This window comes from Bradyrhizobium icense, assembly GCF_001693385.1.
In the GTDB taxonomy this organism is placed as follows: domain Bacteria; phylum Pseudomonadota; class Alphaproteobacteria; order Rhizobiales; family Xanthobacteraceae; genus Bradyrhizobium; species Bradyrhizobium icense.
Genome location: NZ_CP016428.1, coordinates 4,784,832 through 4,805,218, shown reverse-complemented (window position 1 = coordinate 4,805,218; position 20,387 = coordinate 4,784,832). Strand labels below are relative to the sequence as shown.

20 protein-coding genes are annotated in these 20,387 nt (G+C 63.5%); 10 read left to right on the top strand and 10 right to left on the bottom strand.

Going from position 1 to position 20,387, the window contains the following annotated elements:
• Positions 1-14 precede the first annotated feature (14 nt).
• A complete protein-coding gene (locus LMTR13_RS22780; RefSeq protein ID WP_065729771.1) occupies positions 15-236 on the top strand; it encodes a cysteine rich repeat-containing protein in 222 nt (73 codons plus the stop codon).
• Between the two features lie 117 nt (positions 237-353).
• Here the strand turns inward: LMTR13_RS22780 and alr are convergent, their stop codons facing one another.
• Both alr and LMTR13_RS22770 read right to left on the bottom strand, forming a co-directional pair.
• On the bottom strand, positions 354-1,586 hold the full coding sequence (gene alr / locus LMTR13_RS22775; protein WP_156795726.1) for an alanine racemase: 1,233 nt from the start codon (positions 1,584-1,586) through the stop codon (positions 354-356).
• 48 nt (positions 1,587-1,634) lie between these two features.
• Positions 1,635-3,134: a replicative DNA helicase gene (locus LMTR13_RS22770; protein ID WP_065729770.1), complete on the bottom strand. Its 1,500-nt coding sequence runs from the start codon at positions 3,132-3,134 to the stop codon at positions 1,635-1,637.
• Positions 3,135-3,710: 576 nt separating this feature from the next.
• Here LMTR13_RS22770 and LMTR13_RS22765 point away from each other — a divergent pair.
• Positions 3,711-3,917 (top strand): hypothetical protein, encoded by a 207-nt coding sequence (locus tag LMTR13_RS22765; RefSeq protein ID WP_065729769.1) that lies wholly within the window; start codon positions 3,711-3,713, stop codon positions 3,915-3,917.
• A gap of 21 nt (positions 3,918-3,938) precedes the next feature.
• On the opposite strand, the gene LMTR13_RS22760 is transcribed toward LMTR13_RS22765, so the two are convergent.
• Entirely contained in the window at positions 3,939-5,189 is a 1,251-nt protein-coding gene (locus LMTR13_RS22760) for an SAM-dependent methyltransferase (RefSeq protein WP_065729768.1), read from the bottom strand.
• A 261-nt stretch (positions 5,190-5,450) separates the two neighbouring features.
• Here LMTR13_RS22760 and LMTR13_RS22755 point away from each other — a divergent pair, with 261 nt between their 5' ends.
• From LMTR13_RS22755 to LMTR13_RS22745, 3 genes are all read left to right on the top strand, one after another.
• Positions 5,451-6,533, top strand: a complete 1,083-nt coding sequence (locus LMTR13_RS22755) for a hypothetical protein (RefSeq protein ID WP_065729767.1) — start codon at positions 5,451-5,453, stop codon at positions 6,531-6,533.
• 96 nt (positions 6,534-6,629) lie between these two features.
• A complete protein-coding gene (locus LMTR13_RS22750) occupies positions 6,630-7,235 on the top strand; it encodes a TetR/AcrR family transcriptional regulator (protein WP_065729766.1) in 606 nt (201 codons plus the stop codon).
• Positions 7,232-7,696, top strand: a complete 465-nt coding sequence (locus LMTR13_RS22745) for a PaaI family thioesterase (protein ID WP_065729765.1) — start codon at positions 7,232-7,234, stop codon at positions 7,694-7,696. The genes LMTR13_RS22750 and LMTR13_RS22745 overlap by 4 nt, the downstream gene beginning before the upstream one ends.
• Positions 7,697-7,740: 44 nt before the next feature.
• Here the strand turns inward: LMTR13_RS22745 and rplI are convergent, their stop codons facing one another.
• The 6 genes from rplI to rpsF form a co-directional block, all read right to left on the bottom strand.
• A complete protein-coding gene (gene rplI, locus LMTR13_RS22740; protein WP_065729764.1) occupies positions 7,741-8,334 on the bottom strand; it encodes a 50S ribosomal protein L9 in 594 nt (197 codons plus the stop codon).
• Positions 8,335-8,385: 51 nt separating this feature from the next.
• A complete protein-coding gene (locus LMTR13_RS22735; protein ID WP_065729763.1) occupies positions 8,386-9,357 on the bottom strand; it encodes a hypothetical protein in 972 nt (323 codons plus the stop codon).
• Positions 9,358-9,702: 345 nt separating this feature from the next.
• Entirely contained in the window at positions 9,703-11,589 is a 1,887-nt protein-coding gene (locus LMTR13_RS22730) for a TRAP transporter permease (protein ID WP_236843056.1), read from the bottom strand.
• 10 nt (positions 11,590-11,599) lie between these two features.
• Positions 11,600-12,589 (bottom strand): TAXI family TRAP transporter solute-binding subunit, encoded by a 990-nt coding sequence (locus tag LMTR13_RS22725; RefSeq protein ID WP_083219146.1) that lies wholly within the window; start codon positions 12,587-12,589, stop codon positions 11,600-11,602.
• 444 nt (positions 12,590-13,033) lie between these two features.
• Positions 13,034-13,273 carry a 30S ribosomal protein S18 gene (rpsR, locus tag LMTR13_RS22720; protein ID WP_002711478.1) on the bottom strand — a complete coding sequence of 80 codons (240 nt, stop codon included), beginning with the start codon at positions 13,271-13,273 and terminating at the stop codon, positions 13,034-13,036.
• A 5-nt stretch (positions 13,274-13,278) separates the two neighbouring features.
• A complete protein-coding gene (rpsF, locus tag LMTR13_RS22715; RefSeq protein WP_065729761.1) occupies positions 13,279-13,752 on the bottom strand; it encodes a 30S ribosomal protein S6 in 474 nt (157 codons plus the stop codon).
• A gap of 387 nt (positions 13,753-14,139) precedes the next feature.
• On the opposite strand from rpsF, the gene LMTR13_RS22710 reads away from it, so the two are divergent.
• The 3 genes from LMTR13_RS22710 (at position 14,140) to LMTR13_RS43720 (ending at position 16,471) form a co-directional block, all read left to right on the top strand.
• On the top strand, positions 14,140-14,868 hold the full coding sequence (locus LMTR13_RS22710) for a TetR/AcrR family transcriptional regulator C-terminal domain-containing protein (RefSeq protein WP_065729760.1): 729 nt from the start codon (positions 14,140-14,142) through the stop codon (positions 14,866-14,868).
• Positions 14,865-15,890, top strand: coding sequence for a fatty acid desaturase family protein (locus tag LMTR13_RS22705; RefSeq protein WP_065729759.1), 1,026 nt, complete (start codon positions 14,865-14,867; stop codon positions 15,888-15,890). Before LMTR13_RS22710 ends, LMTR13_RS22705 begins: the two co-directional genes overlap by 4 nt.
• A 161-nt stretch (positions 15,891-16,051) precedes the next feature.
• Positions 16,052-16,471, top strand: a complete 420-nt coding sequence (locus LMTR13_RS43720) for a DUF805 domain-containing protein (protein WP_083219145.1) — start codon at positions 16,052-16,054, stop codon at positions 16,469-16,471.
• 204 nt (positions 16,472-16,675) lie between these two features.
• Here the strand turns inward: LMTR13_RS43720 and LMTR13_RS22700 are convergent, their stop codons facing one another.
• On the bottom strand, positions 16,676-18,463 hold the full coding sequence (locus LMTR13_RS22700) for a monovalent cation:proton antiporter-2 (CPA2) family protein (protein WP_065729758.1): 1,788 nt from the start codon (positions 18,461-18,463) through the stop codon (positions 16,676-16,678).
• A 265-nt stretch (positions 18,464-18,728) separates the two neighbouring features.
• On the opposite strand from LMTR13_RS22700, the gene LMTR13_RS22695 reads away from it, so the two are divergent.
• Together LMTR13_RS22695 and fabD are read left to right on the top strand one after the other, a co-directional pair.
• The gene (locus LMTR13_RS22695) at positions 18,729-19,169 is read left to right on the top strand and encodes an EF-hand domain-containing protein (RefSeq protein WP_065729757.1); all 441 of its coding nucleotides are present in this window, start codon (positions 18,729-18,731) and stop codon (positions 19,167-19,169) included.
• 257 nt (positions 19,170-19,426) lie between these two features.
• Complete coding sequence (gene fabD, locus LMTR13_RS22690) at positions 19,427-20,380, top strand: ACP S-malonyltransferase (protein ID WP_065729756.1); 954 nt, start codon at positions 19,427-19,429, stop codon at positions 20,378-20,380.
• The last annotated feature ends 7 nt before the right edge of the window (positions 20,381-20,387 follow it).

The window sequence follows — 20,387 nt, the reverse complement described above, 5'->3', positions numbered from 1 at the left end:
CACCTGGAGATTCCATGCCGAAACTGCGCTTCGCCATTCTCGTGCTCATCATCGGATGCTCCGGGTCCGCGGTTGCTCAAAACGCCGACGGGCGCGGCGCCTGCAAGGCGGACTATGACAAATATTGCGCCGGTACGCTGCCCGGCGGCGGCCGTGTCGTGGCATGTCTGAACAAGCAGCTTCCCCAGCTCAGCGACGCCTGCAGGAAAGTGTTGGCCAGCCGGAAGGCGCAGTAATGCACAATCCGGCATGTCGCGTGCCCGGGGCACAGCGTGAGTGCTGCAAGCCGGGCCATTCTACTTTGCATGGGGTTGTTTTCGAGATTTTGAGTCTGAGCCCCGCGGTGCGGTGCTCTAGATAGAGCTTGCAGCCGCCTCCACTGGAGGCGGAGCAGGGAACTCAGTGGCATTGCCGCCTTTGTAAACCCGCACGTACCGCTTGCCGAGGCTGGTCAGGACTTCGTAGCCGATGGTGCCGAAATGATGGGCGAGTTCGTCGGCCGTGATGCCTTCACCGAGCAGCGTCACCCAATGGCCGCGCCGTACCACATTCTTGTCGAGATCGGTGACGTCGACCGCCGTCAGGTCCATCGAAATCCGTCCCGCGATCGGGCAGCGCTTGCCGGCGACCATCACCTCGGCGCCTCGGGTGCCGTCATTGGCGCTGGCCGCGCGGAAATAGCCGTCGGCATAGCCGGCGGAAACGATCGCTATTCTGGTTGGGCGTCGCGCCGTCCAGGTCCCGCCATAACCGACGGTATCGCCGCGCTCGACATTGCGGATCTGCACGATGCGCGCCTTCAGCTCGACGACCGGCTGCATCGGGTTGTCGGCTTCGGGCGTCGGGTTGATGCCGTAGAGGGCGCAGCCCGGCCGCACCAGGTCGAACTGGAACTGAGCGCCCAGGAAGATGCCGGACGAGTTCGCCAGCGATGCCGGGACGCCGGAAAACAGGCTCGCGATCTCGCGGAAGGCCGCGAGCTGCCTGGCGTTGGCGGGATTGTTGAGCATTTCCGCGGAGGCGAGATGGCTCATCACGAGCGTAATGCCGTGATCTCCGGCATTGATGCGCGGGATGATGCCCTGCGCTTCGGTGACGGTGAGGCCGAGCCGATTCATGCCAGTGTCGATGTGAATGGCCGCACCGCCGGACCAGCCGGAACGGCGACAGAACACGTCCCATTCGGCGAGTTCGTTGAGGTCGCCGATGACAGGCTTGCAGTCGATCTTGGCGTAGGCGTCGCCGGTGTTCTGGAAGAAGCCGCCGAGCACGTAGATCGCGGCCGCAGGCGCCGCGGCGCGAACCACGCGGGCCTCATCAAGGGTGGCAACGAAAAAGGTCTTGCAGCCGGCGCCTGCGAGAGCGCGCGCGACCTGTTCGGCGCCGCAGCCATAGCCGTCCGCCTTGACCACGGCCGCGCATTCGGCCGGCACAGCCGTCTTCTCGAGCTTGCGCCAGTTGGCGATGATGGCGTCGAGATCAACCGTCAGCACGCCGGTTGCCGTTGCAAGCGCGGCAGCCTGGTTCGCCTCGGGCGAGAGCAGGGTGCCTTGCGGGATGGATTTGGGGTCAGGGGCCACGTTCATGCCACAGTTTTACGCGGCGGAACGCTACGGTTCAACCGTGGCCGCGCCTCAATAGCCCCCGGTCGGCAGGTTGCCGTCCTGCGCAAGATCGCTGAATCGGGTGAACTGGCCCTCGAACTGCACTTCCACCGTTCCGGTAGGGCCGTGGCGCTGCTTGCCGATGATGATTTCGGCCTTGCCGTGCACCAGCGACATATCGAGCTGCCATTTTTCGTATTCGGGGGTGCCGATCCGCGGCTCCTTGTTGGCGAGGTAATATTCCTCGCGGTACACGAAGATCACGACGTCGGCGTCCTGTTCGATCGAGCCGGATTCACGCAAGTCGGCCAGTTGCGGGCGCTTGTCGTCGCGGTTTTCCACCTGACGCGAGAGCTGCGACAATGCGATGATCGGAACGTTGAGTTCCTTGGCGAGCGCCTTGAGGCCAGTGGTGATTTCAGTCACTTCCTGCACGCGATTGTCCGAGCGTTTGCCCGAGCCCTGTAGCAGCTGGATGTAGTCGATCACGATCAGGTCGAGGCCCCGCTGCCGCTTCAGCCGGCGCGCACGGGCCGTAAGCTGCGAGATCGACAGGCCGCCGGTTTCGTCGACATAGAGCGGCAGCGACTGCAGCTCGATCGAATAATCGCGGATCTTCTCGAAGTCGGCCTCGCTGATGCCGCCGCGCCGGATCATGCTGGAGGCGATGCTGGTCTGTTCGGCCAGAATACGGGTGGCAAGCTGTTCGCCGGACATTTCGCAGGAGAAGAAGCCGACGATGCCGCCATTGACGGTCTTCATCGTGCCATCGGCCTGCACCTCGGCGCGGTGCGCCTTGGCGATGTTGTAGGCAATGTTGGTGGCCAGCGATGTCTTGCCCATGCCAGGGCGGCCGGCGACGATGATCAAGTCGGATGCCTGCAGCCCGCCCATCTTGCTATCGAGGTCGCGCAAGCCGGTGGCGATGCCCGACAGGCTCCCGTCGCGCTGGAAGGCTTTGGCCGCCATGTCGACGGCGGTCGTCAGCGCCTGCGAGAAGCGCTGAAAGCCGCCGTCATAGCGGCCGGACTCGGCGAGCTCGTAGAGCTGGCGCTCGGCATCCTCGATCTGCGCCCGCGGGGCAAAATCCACCGGCGCGTCGAAGGCGACATTGACCATGTCCTCGCCGATCCGGATCAGGTCACGCCGCAGCGACATGTCGTAGACCGTGCGGCCGTAGTCCTGCGCGTTGATGATCGTGGTGGCCTCGGCCGCGAGACGCGCGAGGTATTGACCGACCGTCATGCCCCCTAGATCGGTATCGGCGGGCAGGAAGGTCTTCAACGTCACGGGCGTTGCGACCTTGCCCATCCGGATCAGGCTGCCGGCGGTCTCGAAGATGGTCTGATGGATCGGCTCGAAGAAGTGCTTCGGTTCCAGAAAGTCGGAAACCCGGTAGAACGCGTCGTTGTTGACCAGGATCGCGCCCAGCAAACTCTGCTCCGCCTCGATATTGTGCGGCGCGCTCCGGTAGACCGGAGTTCCCGCGTCGGGAGCGAGCTTGAGGACGTTCGAATCAGTGAGAGCCATAGTTTGTAATGTTCTTTAGGTTTTTGGTTTTTGTCAGATCGCTTGCGGAAGTGGGGCAGCGATAAAGCGCCACGTGCAGGCGATCCGAAAGTCCGAGTAGGCCTTATGCCCGATTCACACAATGCCATGTGTGAATCCCGAGCTGGACCCTTGACGGGCTTGGGCCCAAAAAGCGGCCCGCCGTCCGGCGGTGCCGGAGCGCCTTTTGCGAAAATGCCGAGCAAAATCTTAGGGGAGTCTGAACCTTGTCTCGACTTCGGCCGACATATCCGAAGGCAGGAGGCGTTTTGCGCCCTGAGCTTAAGCGTTGATCAAACCAGGATCAGGTAGATGAACGCGAACAGAGCCGCGCCCACGCCGACTGCGATCAAGGCGTAGTCGATCCGGATGTCGGACTCAAACGGAGCTCGGTAGGTCTTCTGGCTCATGGGCGGAGATGTACGACGAACCGCCGAGGGCCTCTGTGAAGTAGATCACATCGGATGTGATTATCTTCGCCGAAGGATGAATTGGTTACGATCGGGAACGGGCCGGCTATTTTCGAGTTGCCGTTGCACCGACCAAAAGGAACAGGCGATGGGTCAGCAACTCCAGGGATGGCGATCGGCAAGCGCCCAGCGCGCGTGGCTGTCGATGCTGATCGACGCCATGGAAGAGATTTCGCGCCCGGAACGGCGTGACGAAGCCTGCGATGCCCAGTTGCTTGCGGCGTTGCGAGCCCAGCTCGCCCATCCGCCTTTGGCCAGCACGCCTTATACTTCGGCCTATAGCCTGAGAAACTGACGCCACGAGCTTGACGGGGGGCTATTCGCCAGCCAACTGCAGCCGCGGCTGCCTTCCGAGTTCCATTCCGCGCAGCCTCGCTTCTTCCCGGGTAATGTAATCGCGCGTCATCGGCACGATTCCCTGGCGCTTGGTGAGCTGGATCTGGAAGTTCATCAGATTCTGCTTCCGGAACGACATTTCCGATGCCGCCAGATAAAATTCCCACATCCGGGCAAAACGCTCGTCATAGAGGCGAACGGCCTCCTCGCGCCGCGCCATGAAGCGGTCCCGCCAGGCCTTCAGCGTTTCTGCATAGTGCAGCCGCAGGATTTCGACGTCGCAGACCAGAAGGCCTGCCTTCTCGACCGCGGGAATGACCTCCGACAGGGCGGGGATATAGCCGCCCGGGAAGATGTATTTCGTGATCCACGGGCTCGTCACGTCGGGCCCCGTGGATCGGCCGATTGAGTGCAACACCATGATGCCGGCGTCGCTGAGAAGTTCGGCGCAGCGCCGGAAATAGGTTTCATAGAAGTCGATGCCGACATGCTCAAACATGCCGACAGACACGATCCGGTCGAATGGGCCAGCGATATCGCGATAATCGCTCAGCAGGAACCTTGCGGATCCCGTCAGATTCTTTTCGTCGGCGCGCGCATTCGAGACCTGCAATTGCTCCGCCGATAGCGTGATGCCGGTGACATCGGCACCCGTCATTTCGGCCAGATAGAGACCAAGGCCGCCCCAGCCCGAGCCGATGTCGAGCACACGGTTGCCGGGTCCGATCAGGAGCTTGGCGGCGAGGTGGCGCTTCTTGGCGAGCTGGGCATCGTCGAGCGTCGTATCCGGCGTTTCGAAATACGCGCAACTGTATTGCTTGTCAGCATCGAGGAAGAGGGAATAGAGCCGACCGTCGAGGTCATAGTGGTGGGCGACGTTGTTTTTCGCCCGACCCCGCCAGTTCAATTGTCTGACGTGCCTGCTGAAATAGCGCAGCCACCATTGCAGCTTGGCCCAACGTGGGAGCATTTCGGGCTGGCCGAGCAGGATCTCCAGCGCGTCGGCGATCGAGCCTTCCTCGACTACGAACGTGCCGTCCATGTAGGCTTCGCCCAGCGCCAGTTCGGGATTGAGGAGAATTCGGCGCTGCGTCCGCTCGCTCAGGAACCGCGCCGACACCGCGCGGCCGGTTCCATCTCCGCAGGTAAATCTCGCCCCGCTCGCGGACGTGAACATCATCGTGCCGCGGCGAATGAACTGACTTAGGAAATAACGCAACAAACGATCCATCGAAGCACCAATGGAACGACCCGCCCGTTACACCAATGCACCTCGGAAAGGACGGTTCCATGTGCACCAGGAACATCATAAGTACGATGATGCCGCAGCGCTAGTCCATTGGAGCGCAAGCGGATAATCTCAAATGCGGCGATCACGCAGATGCGCAATAAGCCCGCTTCCATTCGCGTCATAATCGGCTAAAAGGTGACCCGCCGCTGGCCTGGCGTTGTGCGACGCAGCCGGCGATTCCACATCTGGAGAATGCAGGGAATGTTGAGCCGAGCGCTCAGTTTAGCGACGGTGATGCTCCTGATCGGCTGCTTCGCAGGCGTGGCGCGGGCGCAAAATCTCGACGCCGGCAAGAGCCCCTCCCAGCTATTCTCCGGGACTTGCAGCGCCTGCCACAAGAGCCCGCGCGGCCTGTTGAAGAACGTCTCGGCTTCCTCGTTGCCGGGCTTTCTGCGTCAGCACTATACGACCGGTACCGACATGGCCTCGGTGCTTTCCTCTTACCTGATATCCAATGGAGCTGCCGATCCCCGGTATCAGGCTAAGGATCAGTCCAGGCAGAAGGGCGCCAAGCAGGACGGACGGTCGGATCAGCCCGACCGATTCGGTCGCCGGCAGCCTTCCGCCGCACCGGCCCAGGATGCTTCCCGGCCGGATGCCGACAGAGCACCGCCGCAAGGCGAGGGTGCGCGTCCGGGCCGCGACGCGAAGCGACTCGCACGGCCGCAAGCGGCGCCAGAGGCCTCCAAGCCTGCAGATGGGCAGGCCCCGGCGCAGGCCGCCACCGACAGCAAATCGGGCGTCAGGCAGAAGCAGGGCAGGCGCGGCAAGCCAGCGGCCGAAGAAGCGCCGAAAGCCGAGCAGGCCGCCCGCGGCGACGCCGCTAAGGAAGATGCATCTCGGGATGCCGCCAAATCCGAACCTGCCAAGCCCGATCCCACCAAGACCGAGTCTGGCGAGTCCGATCCTGCCAAGCCCGATACCGGCAGGACCGACTCCGCCAAGGATGAGGGCGACAAGCCGGCCACGGAGGCCGCGAAGCCGGCCGGGGGGCCGGAAAAGCCGGCCGGCGAGGGCAGGTCCGAGAGCGCCAAGATCAATGATTCCAAGGAGAGCGCCGGCAGCGAGCCGACTCCGCTCCGCCCCGATCCGGTGCCGCCGGTCACGCCTGCGCCGTCAGCTCCCGCTGCGATTGCCCCTGAGCCGGCCGACAGCCCCCAGGCGACGGCACCTGCGGCGCCTCCGGTGACGGCGACGGCACCCGCGGCGCCTCTGCCGGTGCCCGCGCCCGCAGCACCGCCGGCGGTGCCCGCCGGGCCCCCTGTACCACCCATCTCGCGGTAGGATTTCAGATTTCCGGTTCCCTGGCGTGGCGCCGCTTGACCGCTTCTAGAGTGTTGCTCTAGAGTAACGATCTACTGGACCGAAGAGGGCGCGCGGATGGCTACGGCACGCGAGGATCTGCTGGCGGCGGGGTTGGCGGTGTTCGACCGCGACGGTTTCGAGGGTGCAACCGTTGCGGCCATCCGAACTCGCGCGCGGGCATCCAACGGCAGCTTCTTCCATTTCTTCGGATCGAAAAAGGAGCTGGCCGGCACGTTGTTCCTGGAAATCCTCGCCCGTTATCACGCAGCCATCGTGGCGGCGGTCGATGAATCCTGCGGGGCTCGGGAAGGCGTGGCGCGGCTGATCCGCGCCCATCTCGACTGGGTCGTCAACTCCCGGCGCGAGGCCCGCTACCTCTTCGAAATTTCCCGCAGTGAATGGACGGAGGAGATCCGCGGCGCGCAGCGCGCGCAAAACTCGCGCCTTGCCGAAGCCGTCGAGCGATGGCGCGCGCCGCTGGTTGGGCGCGGCGAATTGCTGCCGATGACGTCGTCGGTGTTCTTCAGCCAGATCATCGGACCGGCGCAGATATTTTGCCGCGCGTGGTTGTCGGGCCGCGACCGGACTGATCCGAGAGAGGAGGCAGGGACCCTGATCGCCTGCGCCATCCGCGCGGTAGTCGCGCCCGATATGATCCGCAAGCCCGGAGAAACAGTATGAGTGCGAATGACCATGCCGACTTCGCGCCGATCGCGACCCGCATCCGCGATAATGTCGGCCGCCAGGGTTTTATGACCCACATCGGGGCGGAACTATCTGAGCTGACGCGTGGCACCTGCACGCTTGCGGTCGACCGCCGGCCCGAACTGCTGCAGCAACATGGCCTGTTCCACGGTGGCGTTACGGCCTTCCTGGTCGACAACGCCACCACGATCGCGGCCGCGACATCGCGCGGGCAACCGGCGCTGACGGCGGAATATAAATTGAATCTGCTGTCGCCGGCCGTCGGCGATCGGTTGATCTGCCGGGCGCGCGTTATCAAGTCCGGACGTCAGGTCGCCGTGGTTGCGGCCGACGTGTTTTGCGTAACCGATGGTGTCGAGAAACATACCGCAACTGCGCTGGCCTCGATCGCAATGCTCGACGAGAAGGCGGCCGCCAGAATCTCAAGCCCGGCCTGATTGGGCCGGGCTGAAGTCGTCACGGGGTCAGAGCGATACGCGCGTTACTTCTCGGTCGCAGCCGGCGCGGCTTCGTCGTGCTGGGCTTCCGGATCGAAGAACTCGCCAGCGGCGGCGAGCGCCTCAGCGGCGGCGTCCTGGTCTTCCTGACGGGTCGAGATGTCCTCGCCGCGGTTGATGCGCTCGGCTTCATCGGCGCTCCGCGCCACAGTGACGCTGACGGTGGCCTCGACTTCCGGATGCACCGCAATCAGGACCTCGTGCTTGCCGATGGTCTTGATCGGGGCGTCGAGCAGAACCTGGCTGCGGTTGATGGTGACGCCGTCGGCCTCGAAGGAGGCGATGATGTCGCGAATGCTGACCGATCCGAACAACTGGCCGGATTCCGAGGCCTGGCGCAGCACGATCACGTTGCGACCGCTGATTTTCTCGGCGACCTTGCTGGCTTCGCCCTTGGCCTTGAGGTTATTGGCCTCGAGTTCGGCCTTCATGCCGTCGTACTTGGCGCGATTGTCGGCGGTCGCGCGCAGCGCCTTGCCGCGCTTGAGCAGAAAATTACGGGCAAACCCGTCTTTGACGCGGACGACTTCGCCCATCTGACCGAGCTTGACGACGCGTTCCAGCAAGATGACTTCCATTTTCGTTCTCCTTTGAGTGTTCGATATCCGGTTGAGTGCTTGGTTGAGATTTCAGGCTGCAGGCAAAGGCGGCGGCTTGCCGCGTAGATAGCGTCGGCGCAGGCCGAAAACGGCGTCCGCCAGGCCCAGCGCGATCATTGCCAGCACCGGCCAGCCGAAGGTGACCACGACAGCGTAGGTGCAGCAGAGCCAGAACACGCGGCTCTTCAGCGCCAGCGTCAGCGTGTGCAGCACGGCAAAGCCGGTGAGTCCGTAGGCCATCATCAGCGCCGTGGTCGCAATCTGCGCGAACATGGCGACGAGCCCGCCGACGAAGCAGAAGGCCAGCGCGACCGACAGCGCCACCAGCGTCATCGGCGGCAGTTCGGCGCTCTTCAAGTCAGGCCAGGGCCGATGCAGCCGACCCGAAGTCGCCGTGATCTTGCCAGCGAGCCAGAGATTGAGCGTCAGCGTCATCATCGCGATGATGGTTGCGGCTGATGGGGCGATGACGGCAAAGGTGGTGACCCAGCGCTCGACATCGCCCGACGATGTCGCATTACGTGTGCCCAAAATTCGCAGCAGGCCACGGCGCAGCGCGCCTGTGATGGCCTCGGCGTCGGTGCCAAGCGTAAGCATGGCCGCGATCGTCGTCAGTGCGGCAAAGCCCGCGATCCAGAGCAGGATACGACCGACGGGATACCATTCGAGTTGAGGCGCCGTCGGCGCCGTGCCATCGCCGGGAGCTGCATCGGGCAGCGGTCGTCCCAATAGCGCGAGATGGCCGAGCCACCATGCCGGCAGCGCAACGGTGATGGCGAAGGCGATGCCGTAGGGCATGCCAAAGATCGCCCCGAGGCCGGCTGCTGCCAGGATACCGCCGATCGTCGCGGCGAGCGGCCCCCAACCCAGGGCTGCCACCATCAGCGGCAGCGGCGCCAGGTAGAACAGCAGGAGCGAGATCAGCGCGCCCGAGATGATCGAGGCGAACATCAATGCCGACGCGCAGCCGGCCGCAAGACCAATGGGGATAATCGCGATCATAAGCTGTCCCGCCCCTTTCGAGCGGTTAGATAGAGGTCAGCAGATTATGCCGCCTTACCAACTAGTTAGAGATCCGAGGGGCTCTTCGGTACCATGGTGCCGACCCTCAAACATTTACGGCCCCGCCGGGGGCCGTGATGACTGCGGCCTTTTAGATCAGGAGCCTCGCCCGATCAAGGGTGTTTGGCCGAAGCTGCCAGCACAAGTTCCCGGCGCTCCAGGCCAGAGGGTGCGTGATGTGACGCCCCCTTCTGGCCTAGGCATAGATACGCAGAACACCGAAAGCCACGGTGCCAACGAGGAGGGCGGCTGCGATCAGCGTCAGTGCGGCGAACTGTGTGCGGGTCACGTGCTGGTTTCCGGCGCTATCGTTGGTCGTATCGTCCATATCTTCTGCACCAACAGGCCGACGGCAAGCAGGCCCAAGCCGATGACGTCGGTGATGGCATTGGGGTCGATCAGCAGCATTGCAGCCGCAAAGAAAAGCCCCCGCTCGAACCAGTTGGCGACGCGCAGGAAGTAGCCCTCCAGACTGGCTGCGAGTGCAATCACGCCAATCGTGCCGGTCAGCACCGCACGAAGGATTTCGGACCATGAGCCCTCGAACAGCAGTGCAGGGTTGTAGATGAAGAAGAACGGCACGATGAAGCCAGCGGCTGCAAACTTCATCGCCTGCACGCCGGAGGCCCACAGGCCGGCCCCGCCGATTGACGCCGCAGCATACACGGCCAGCGCCACGGGCGGCGTCACCGCTGATAGGCAGGAGAAGTAGAACGCGAACATGTGCGCCGCCATGGGCTCCACACCGAGCTTCATGATCGCGGGCACGAGCAGCGCCGCCTGCATGATGTAGGCGGGAGTGGTCGGCATGCCCATGCCGAGAATGACGCCGGCGACCATCGTGATGAGCAGCGCAGGCAGCAATGAGCCATAGGTGAAGTCGATGAGAAAGGCCGTGAACCGCAGCGCCAGCCCGGTTTGCAGCACGATGCCGATCACGATGCCGGCGGACGCACAGGCCATCGCCACCGGCACGGTTTGCACCGCCCCGTCGCGCAAGCCCTCAAGGCACGCGCGCCAACCGAGCCCGGTCGAAGGCCGCAGCCACGAGATGCCGACCAGCGCAACGGTAGCGATGATCGCGCCATAGGTCGGCGTGAAGCCGTAGAGCAGCAGCGCCAGCAGCACGATGACTGGCAGGAACAGGTGGCCCTGGCGCATCATGATGTAGCCGAGGATCGGCAGTTCCTCACGCGGCAGGCCCTTGAGGCCCGAACGCACGGCGTTGAAGTGGATCGCGGCGAACAGAGCCCCGTAGTAGAAGAACGCGGGGATCGCCGCCGCGATCATCACTTGCGTGTAGCTGACGCCCTGGAACTCGGCCATCACGAAGGCCGCCGCTCCCATGATGGGCGGCATGATCTGCCCGCCGGTGGATGCCACCGCCTCGATGGCCGCCGCCGCCTCCGGCTTGAAGCCGGTCTTCTTCATCATTGGAATGGTCAGCCAGCCGTCGACCATGACGTTGGCGACCGCGGAACCGGAGATAGTGCCGAACAGGCTGGAGGAGACGACCGCCACCTTGCCGGGGCCGCCGCGTGCGCCGCCGGCAATCGCGTTGGCGAAGTTCATGAAGAACTGGCCCGCCCCGGATCGCTCCAGGAACGTACCGAAGATGATGAAGAGAATGACGTAGGTCGCGGCCACCGTCATCGGCACGCCGAAAATGCCCTCGGTGGTGAAGAAGGTCTGGTCGACCGCGATCTCGAGAGTCAGGCCCTTGTGGTAAAGCCAGCCGTACAGCCAGGGGCCGGCGAACCCGTAGAACAAGAAGACGATCGCCACGATCGGCAGTGCCGCGCCGATCGTGCGTCGCGTCGCCTCCAGCACCAGGAGAGTAGCGGTGATCCCCACCGCCATGTCCATTCGGGTCAGCGCGTCCGCAGTGGGGAAACGGTTCACGACGTAGTCGTAGTTCACGAACATGTAGCCGATGCACGCCAGCGAAAGACCCGCCAGGGCGAGATCTTCCCACGGCACGCGATCGGATGCTGCGTCCCTGCTGCGAGGCCACAGCAGGAACGACAGCACCAGGCTGAAGGCGAGCGTGATATAAAGCAAGGCCTGCTGATCGGGAGCGTATACCGTCAGGCGCGCATAGACGTGGTAGACGGACATCGCGACCGCTACCGCGCCGACGACGAGCCCCGCATAGCCTGCGAGCTTGCGCACGGGGCGCTCCTTACTTCTTCAGCAGTCCTGCTTCGCGGAAGTATTTCTCGGCACCGGGATGCATCGGCATGCCGAAATTCTCCGCCATCTCCGCCGCCGTCACGCCCTTCATGACGCTGGTGACGTTGCCGAACTCCTCCCGCTCTTCGACAATGGCCTTGGTGATCTTGTAGATCACGTCGGCAGACGTCTTGGAGGACGCAATCAGCACGGTGGGCGATTGGAAGGTCTGAACGGCCTCGGTCACGCCCTGGTCCTTGTAGATTCCGGCCTTGAGCGTGTAGGGCACAAAGCCCGGATTGAGCTTCTGCAGCGCGGCGATCTCCTCCTTGGTGACCCCCAGCACCCGCACCGGCATCGCCGAACCCATGTCCATGATGAAGGACGCCGGCACCACCGTGAACCATCCGACCGCCATCGCCTGCCTGTTCTTCACAGCCTCAGCGTTGGAGGACACCGGCCCGTAGCTCTTCGCGCCCAGGTCGTTCAGCGTCATGCCGTTGACCTTGAGCAGATACTCCCAGCCCGCAGCCAGGCTGGTGTTGCCGCGCGACGGCAGCGCCACCGGCTGCCCCTTCAGATCCTTGACACTCTTGATCTCGCTGTTCGCAGGCACCACAAGTTGCCAGACGTTGGGGTAGAAGTTGGCCACGAAGAGACCCTTGTCGGTCTGCTTGCCGGCGAACTGGCCCTCGCCCTTCTGCGCATCGGACATCACGGTCGTCATCGACCAGCCGATATCGGCCTTGTCGTTGCGGATCTTCTCCATGTTGACGAGGGCTGCGCCCGGTTCGACCTGCACATTGAGCTCGGGATATCGCTTGTTCACGACCTGCGACGCGGCTGCGGCCATCGGCGTCCAGCTACCGCCGGTTGGACCGGCGCTGAAGATGACATCGGTTTTCTGTTGGGCATGGGCGGCGCCTGCTGCCGCAACGGTCAGCGCCGAAATAACGGCCACGCGGACGACACGCCGTAGACCACGGATGTGGACGGACATCGTTTGCACTCCCTCTTGCGTTTGCGCTCGTTGGCGCCGCTTATTGGGGCTCGTGTCCGCACGTGGTCGGCGATGACTTCGACACCCGTAGCATGCGGGAATTTAGCATCCGTCATGCTGCCGGGCAGCGTACGTGTTCCCCGCCGCGATTGTCAACGACGTGTGCTCCCATCATGTGCAGGGGGCCGCGGGCGGTTAGGTCGTTAGGGCGAGCGAGATTATCAGGGGAGGGCGCACCAGTTACGCACCAAAGACGCACCGGAAAGCCGTGCACGATGCGGGCAGACGGCATCGGACGCATTGAAATGGGAGAAAAGACTTGCGGCTCTAGCGAGCGTCACAGGTCGTTTCGGCCCCAACGATCGGCGACCATACGACTTATGAATAATAACGACTTATGAATAATAACGACCGGCGGCGCGGACGCCGCCGGTCGAAGATGTCTTAGCGAATGACGTAGGGCAGCAGGCCGAGGAAACGCGAGCGCTTGATGGCGCGGGCGAGTTCACGCTGCTTCTTGGCGGAGACGGCGGTGATGCGGCTCGGCACGATCTTGCCGCGCTCGGAGACGTAACGCATCAACAGCTTGGAGTCCTTGTAGTCGATCTTCGGCGCATTCGGACCCGTGAACGGACAGGTCTTGCGGCGGCGGAAAAACGGACGGCGTGCACCAGCTTCAGCCATGATTCTTACTCCTCTTCCGTCGCTTCAACAGCGTCTTCGCGCGGCCGGCGCGGCCCACGGTCGCCGCGGAAACCACCGCCTTCACGATCGCCACGGAAGCCGCCTTCGCGGTCGCCGCGGAAACCGCCGCCGCGATCGTCGCGCTCGCGGTCGCGATCGGCCTTGCGCATCATCGCCGAGGGACCTTCCTCGTGCTCTTCGACGCGGACGGTGAGGTAGCGGATGACGTCTTCAGAGATCCGCTCCTGCCGCTCGATCTCGGTGACCGCAGCGGAGGGCGCATCGATGTTCATCAGCACGAAGTGTGCCTTGCGATTCTTGTTCATGCGGTAGGTGAGGGAGCGTACGCCCCAGTTCTCGGTCTTGGTAACCTTGCCGCCGAGCCCTTCGACGATGCCCGTCATCTGGGTGGTCAGCTCTTCGACCTGCTGGGTGCTCGCATCCTGACGCGCGAGAAAAACATGCTCGTAAAGAGGCATGGGTGTCCTTTCCTAGTGTTGGCGCGGTTCCCGGCGGCAAGCCCTTCGAGGCCTTCGGAAAGGACTCGGGGATAAGCTCAGAAGGCGGAAGCACGGGACGACGGGCCGACTGGCCCTGCCACATCAATAACGCCTGCAAAGGTGAGATTGCTGAGACCGTCCGTTCAGCTCCCGGCCGGGATCCACGGATGGCGCGGTTTATAAGGATTTTGGCCGGGATGGCAAGCAGAAGGACGGGGATGGGTCGGGCAGCCCCGCCATACGGTTCCATTCTCATTTTTTGGAAAACAACCCCATGCACAGTAGCCCCGAGGGCTCCGCGGGGGATGCAAATGACCATCTTGCACTATTTGTTTGTATGACATACAAATAACGGCGGAGAGAACTATGGGCCCGAAGCGGACCGAGACGGCGGCCGAACCTATTTCTGGCGATCCCAATTCCAGCGACCCCAAGCACGCCGCGCGCGCCACGCGCACGGCCGGGCGCCGGATGCGTTCGCTGCTGCTGGATGGCGCGAGCCGGCTGTTCAAGGAGCGGGGCCTCGCCGGGACCTCGATCTCGGATATCGCAGCGGCCGCCGACGCTTTCCCGAGCCAGATCACCTATTACTTCCGCACCAAGGAGGCGCTGTTCGTCGAGGCCGCCTGCCGCGACATGCTCTACGTCGCGCGCGCCACCGAGCAGGCTGCGCTGCGGGCGCAGACGCCGCGCGACTACACCCGCGCGCTGGTCGAGACCGTCACCGCAACCGATTCTGTTGCCTTCTTCGCCGAGGCGCTCACCCTGACGCGGCGCAGGCCCGATCTCGCGCCGCTGGTGGAGCGCACCATCGAGCGGCTGCATGCCGAGGGCATGCGCGCCTATGCCGAGCAGATCGAGCGGCACGGCTGGCGCTCCTTACGCGATCCCGATGCATCCTCGCGGCGCTTCTGGGCACTCGCGATCGGCGTGATGGTCGAGGGATTTGCGATGGGCCGCTCACCTGAGGAAATGGCCGCCGAGATGCTGCGTGTGCTCGGCGATCAGGCCGCTACCAAGGCCGCCGGCAGCCGGCTGCGCCTCGTCGGCAGTGGCGTGACCGAAGAAGCATCGGAAGGGGAGAGCGAGAGATGACCGCACTTCGCATGCGTGCCCGCGATTTCCTCAGCGAGGAGGAACTGATCACCGTCCGCCAGCGCGTGACATGGAAGGGCGTTGCCATGATCGCGCATGCCTGGGCGCTGATCATCGCGGCCATCGCGCTGGTGGTGTGGTGGCCGAACCCGCTGACCTATCTGCTTGCGGTCCTCATCATCGGCTCGCGCCAGCTTGGCCTTGCGATCCTGATGCACGACGGCGCCCATGGCTGCCTGTCGCCGAACGAGAAGACCAATCTGTTCCTGAGCCAGTGGTTTTGCGCCTATCCGGTGTTTGCCGAGACGCGCGCTTACCGCCGCTATCACCTGCAGCATCATGCGCGTACCCAGCAGGAGGACGATCCCGATCTGATCCTGTCCGCGCCGTTCCCGATCACCAGGCTGAGCTATCGCCGCAAGTTCTGGCGCGACCTCACTGGGCAGACCGGCTATCAGCAACGCAAGGCTCAACTGCTCAATGCGCTCGGGCCTGCAGAATGGCCGCTGCGGAAGCGCGCCGCGCATTTCTGGGAAAAGCTCGGGCCGCAATGCTTGGTCAACGCGATCATGTTCGCCGGGCTCGCCGCAGCCGGCCTATGGTGGGCTTATCCGCTATTGTGGCTGGTGCCGCTGCTGACCTGGCAGATGGTGATTACCCGCATCCGCAACATCGCCGAGCACGCCGTGGTGCCCGACTCCAGCGATCCCTTGCGCAACACGCGCACCACCCACGCCAATTTCCTCGAGCGGCTGTTCATCGCGCCGTACCATGTGAACTATCATCTCGAGCATCATCTGTTGTTCTACATCCCCTGCTACAACCTGCCCAGGGTGCACGAGCTTCTCTCGCAGAGCCCCATGGCCGCGCGGATGGAGACCCAGCCGAACTACCTGGCCGTGCTGCGCCTTGCGACTGCCAAGCCCAACCGCGAGGACCGACCGGGACAGCTCGCGAGCAGCCAGCGCCGGGCGCGGGCCGGGCAAGCCGTCGGAGGCGATCAGAAGGCAGGCGGGTTCTAGGCTGCGTATTCATAACAGCCCTGATGCAGGATAGCTGATCGACATTTTGGCTCTGAAAGCGGCCATCGGCGGAGAGCGATGGCCGCGCCGCCAAGGGCCGTAAGCCGCCATTGAGCACGAGCGTAATTGAGCTATGTTAAGCGCTTGATCGGTGGACAGCGATGCGATTGTTGAGTTTCTTGTTCTCATTCGAGGGACGAATTGGTCGGCGTACCTACTGGCTGTATTTCGTTCTGCCACTCCTCGTCATTTTTCTCGTCGTGGCAGTCGCAGTGCCACCACTTTCTTTCAACCGCACTTTTGTAGTGCTCTTTCTGCTTACGAGTTGGCCGGCCTTGGCCGTCGGCGCAAAGCGTTGTCATGACCGAAATCGCTCAGGGTGGTACCAATTGATTGGGCTAATTCCCGTAATTGGCCCATTTGTGCTGATGAAGGAGCGTTCGGCAAGATTGAGTGTAGCAGCTTGGCCGAACAAACACCCGTCGTTCATACACGAGCCGCGCCTTCCATCGACGCCTTGGAATGAACGTGGGTGGCTGTGCCGTCATCTGGATCACTATGGCAAATCAGGACGTTCGTAACAGCTGGCGCTCCTCCGGACGGTATGTCTGCTTAGGGTCGGCCCCAAGCCGCCGATCTGCGGAGATGCGGCTGGTCAGCTTCTTGAAGGGAAGCGGGCGAGAGTACGCGCGGCCGGTCACTTCCGAGTCGCCGCGGCGCGCAGCAGCCCCACATTGAACGACCTGATCGCAGGCTGCCGGAAATCCAAAGGTCTTTCGTCATTCCTATTTTCTCACGGCCGCTTTGTTGCGAGGCCGGATAAGCGGCTCGGGTCTCGGCCCGACATGCAGTTTGTCGGCGCCTGCCAGGATTCCCTCTTGTGCCTGCAAGTCGAGCCGTTCACCGTCGCGCCGCCGGATGTCGTTTGTGACTTCTCCCACGTCGAGCGCCGTCATGCCGAGCGCTCTCAGCCCCGCACCGCCGAACACGAGCGCCGACTCGAAGGTCTCGCGGATCTCGTAGTCAACGCCTATTTTTCGCAGCTTGATGGAATGCCCGCGATCGTAGGAACGTACAAGCAGGCGGGACGACGGAAAGTGTGCGGTCATCAGTTCGACGATGCGATCGGTGACGGTCCGGTCATCGACGCAGACCATGACCATGTCGGTGTTCTCGGCGCCGGACTGGCGCAGGATGTCGAGCCGTGCGCCGTCGCCGAAATAGACCTTGAAACCGAACCGTTCGGCTTCCCGGATGCGATCCGGGTCGTTGTCGATTAGCGAAACCTCGATGCCTTGTGCGAGCAGCATCTGCGAGGCGATCTGGCCGAAGCGGCCGAAGCCGATCATCAGCACCCGTCCTTTCAGCCCCTCGGCCGCGTCGACGCCGTCCATGGAGACGGGCTCGTCCTTCAGCCGGCGATCGGCGGCAATCAGGATCAAGGGCGTGAGCGCCATTGACAGAATGACGACGCTCGAAAACACAGCGTTTTCCGCGGCCCCGATCACGCCGCCGCCGGCAGCCGCCGAATAGAGCACGAAAGCGAACTCACCCCCTTGGGCGAACAGCGAGACCCGGCGCAGCGCCTGGACGTTGGTCGCGCCGAAGGCGCGCGCGATAACATAGATGCCGGCCGACTTCGCGACGACGTAGGCGGCCAGCAGAGCGAGGATTATCTGCCAGTCCCTGGCCACGACCGAAAGCTCGAGCGACATGCCGACCGCAAGGAAGAACAGACCCATGAGCAAGCCCTTGAAAGGCTCGATATCGGTCTGGATCTGGTGGCGATAGCTCGACCGCGACAGCATCACGCCTGCAACGAACGCGCCCATGGCCATCGATAGGCCGCTCTGCTCCATTAGCAGGGCCGAGCCCAGCACGACGAGCAGCGCGCCGGCAGTCAGCACCTCGGTGTTGCGGGCGCGGGCGAGAAGTACGAAGAACGGATCGAGCAGCCAGTGCCCAGCAGCAATCACCAGCGCGATAGCTCCGAGCGCTACGAGAACCCGAGTCAAATCGACGCCGCCTGCTTCGCCCGGGACTCCCGAGGCGCCCATGAAAGCGACGATTGCGAGGAGCGGGACGATCATCAGATCCTCGAGAAGCAGGATTGAGACCGCCTGCTGGCCTTGGCCGCTGGCAAGCGCGCCGCGTTCCCTGAGGATCGACATGATCACGGCGGTCGACGACAGGACGAAGCCGGACCCCGCGATGAACGCCTCGGGCGCGCGCAATCCAAGGAGCATCCCGGCTCCGGTCAACAGCGCGATGCATAGCAAGACCTGAGCAAGGCCGAGCCCGAAGATCTGGGTCCGCGATGCCCACAGCTTTTGCGGACGCATTTCGACGCCGATCAGGAACAGGAACATCACGACGCCGAGTTCGGAGACGTGTAGGATGGTTGAGGGTTCGGTAAAGATCCCGAGCACGGACGGGCCGACCAGGAGGCCGCCCGCGAAATAACCCAGGACCGATCCGAGCCCGATCCTGCGAAATAGCGGTACCGCGATGACTGCCGAGCCGAGGAGCACGACGACTGGTCCGAGCGTCTGCGTAATGCCTTGTTCTGCCATGTTGTGCTGCCTACGTTGTTTCGTTCTTGTCGTAGCACGACAAGAAGCACTCCGGCACTTCATCGTCGGAGCGGATGCTCCGCGGCAGACCGCGTTCGCGGAACAGCCGCTCGAAAGCTGTCATGGGGTGAGGGGCACGCTCCATCGCCTCTCGGCGAGACGGACGTCGACCCATTCTCCAGGGATTATGACGGAACGAAGCTCGAAAGACCTGCGTTCACTGTCGCCGAGACAATCGGCTTTGGCACCAAACGAGGAAGCTCCCATGAAGAAAGCAGTTCGCGTTTTGAGTTTTACGATGTCTGCTCTCGTGCTGGCATTTGGTCCCGCGAGTGCGATGGCGCAGTCCCAATCGGATCAGCACACGCATTCCCAGAGCATGGATCAGGAAGGGGGCGGGACGACGGGGCAAGGCGGTGTGGGACAAGGCGGTATGATGTGTGGAGGCATGATGGGTCGCGGGATGATGGGCCGCGGCATGATGGGTGGCGGCATGATGGGCGGCCACATGGGATCTCCGATGATGTTTCGCATGATGTTCGCTCTGATGGACGATGGCGACGGACAAATCTCATTGCAGGAGTTTCAGGCGGCTCATGAGAGAATTTTCAAAGCGATGGATAGCAACAAGGACGGCCAGGTGACGCAGGAGGAAATGCAAGGCTTCATTCAAGGACCGTCCAGGAGACCGGCCTCTCGGCCTTAGCGCGATCCAGCGTGCGGATGACCGGACTGTTTGGAAGTCCCGTGGGCAAGCGCATCGTAGATGGGAGCCATTATCAGCATTGCAGACGCTTCCTGCCGCCGGCCGGCTCCTGCTTCATCCCATAGAAGGTGGACAATCCCGGCACCTGCTGGCCGCGACCGCCCGGGGGCCAGCATCCCCCGGCGGCTTGACATAGCCGCCGTGGTCGGTGACTTACGCCCCATCCAAAGGGATTTCGGGACGTTCAGGGAGCGCCGATGACGGCAGCATTCACTTTTCCGGGGCAGGGTTCCCAGGCGGTCGGCATGGGCAAGGCCTTGGCGGAAGCCTTTCCGGCTGCGCGGACGGTATTCGATGAGGTTGATTCGGCCCTCGGCGAAAAGCTGACGGCCGTCATTTGGGATGGCCCAGGCGAAACCCTCCAGCTCACGGAAAATGCCCAGCCGGCCCTGATGGCGGTCTCGATCGCCACATTGCGCGTGCTGGAGACCGAGGCGGGCTTTTCCGTCGGGCGGGATGCGGCCTTTGTCGCCGGCCATTCGCTCGGCGAATATTCCGCGCTGGCCGCTGCCGGCAGCCTCAGCATTAGCGATACCGCGCGCCTGCTGCGCACCCGCGGCCTTGCAATGCAAAAAGCGGTGCCGGTCGGCGCCGGTGCGATGGCCGCACTGCTCGGGCTCGACTATGATGCGGCGATGGCCGTCGCCGACGAAGCTGCCCAGGGGCAGGTCTGCCAGGCCGCCAACGACAATGGCGGCGGGCAGGTGGTGGTGTCCGGCGACAAGGCGGCAGTCGACCGCGCCGTGGAAATCGCCAAGGCCAGGGGCGCCAAGCGTGCAATGCTGCTGCCGGTGTCCGCGCCATTCCATTGCAAGCTGATGCAGCCCGCCGCTGATGCCATGGCCGAGGCGCTCGCGGCTGTAACGATCAAGACGCCGGCCGCGCCCCTGGTGGCGAACGTGCTGGCCGCACCGATCACCGATCCCGACGAGATTCGCCGCCGCCTGATCGAGCAGGTCACCGGCACCGTGCGCTGGCGCGAGTCGGTGGCCTACATGGCAGCGCATGGCGTCACGCGGTTCTTCGAAATCGGTGCCGGCAAGGTGCTGAGCGGGCTGGTCAAGCGGATCGCCGACGGCGCCGTCGGCGTGTCGATCGGGGGACCCAACGATATTGCCGCCGCGAAGGACGCATTGGCGGCTTCGGCCTAAAAGCTCC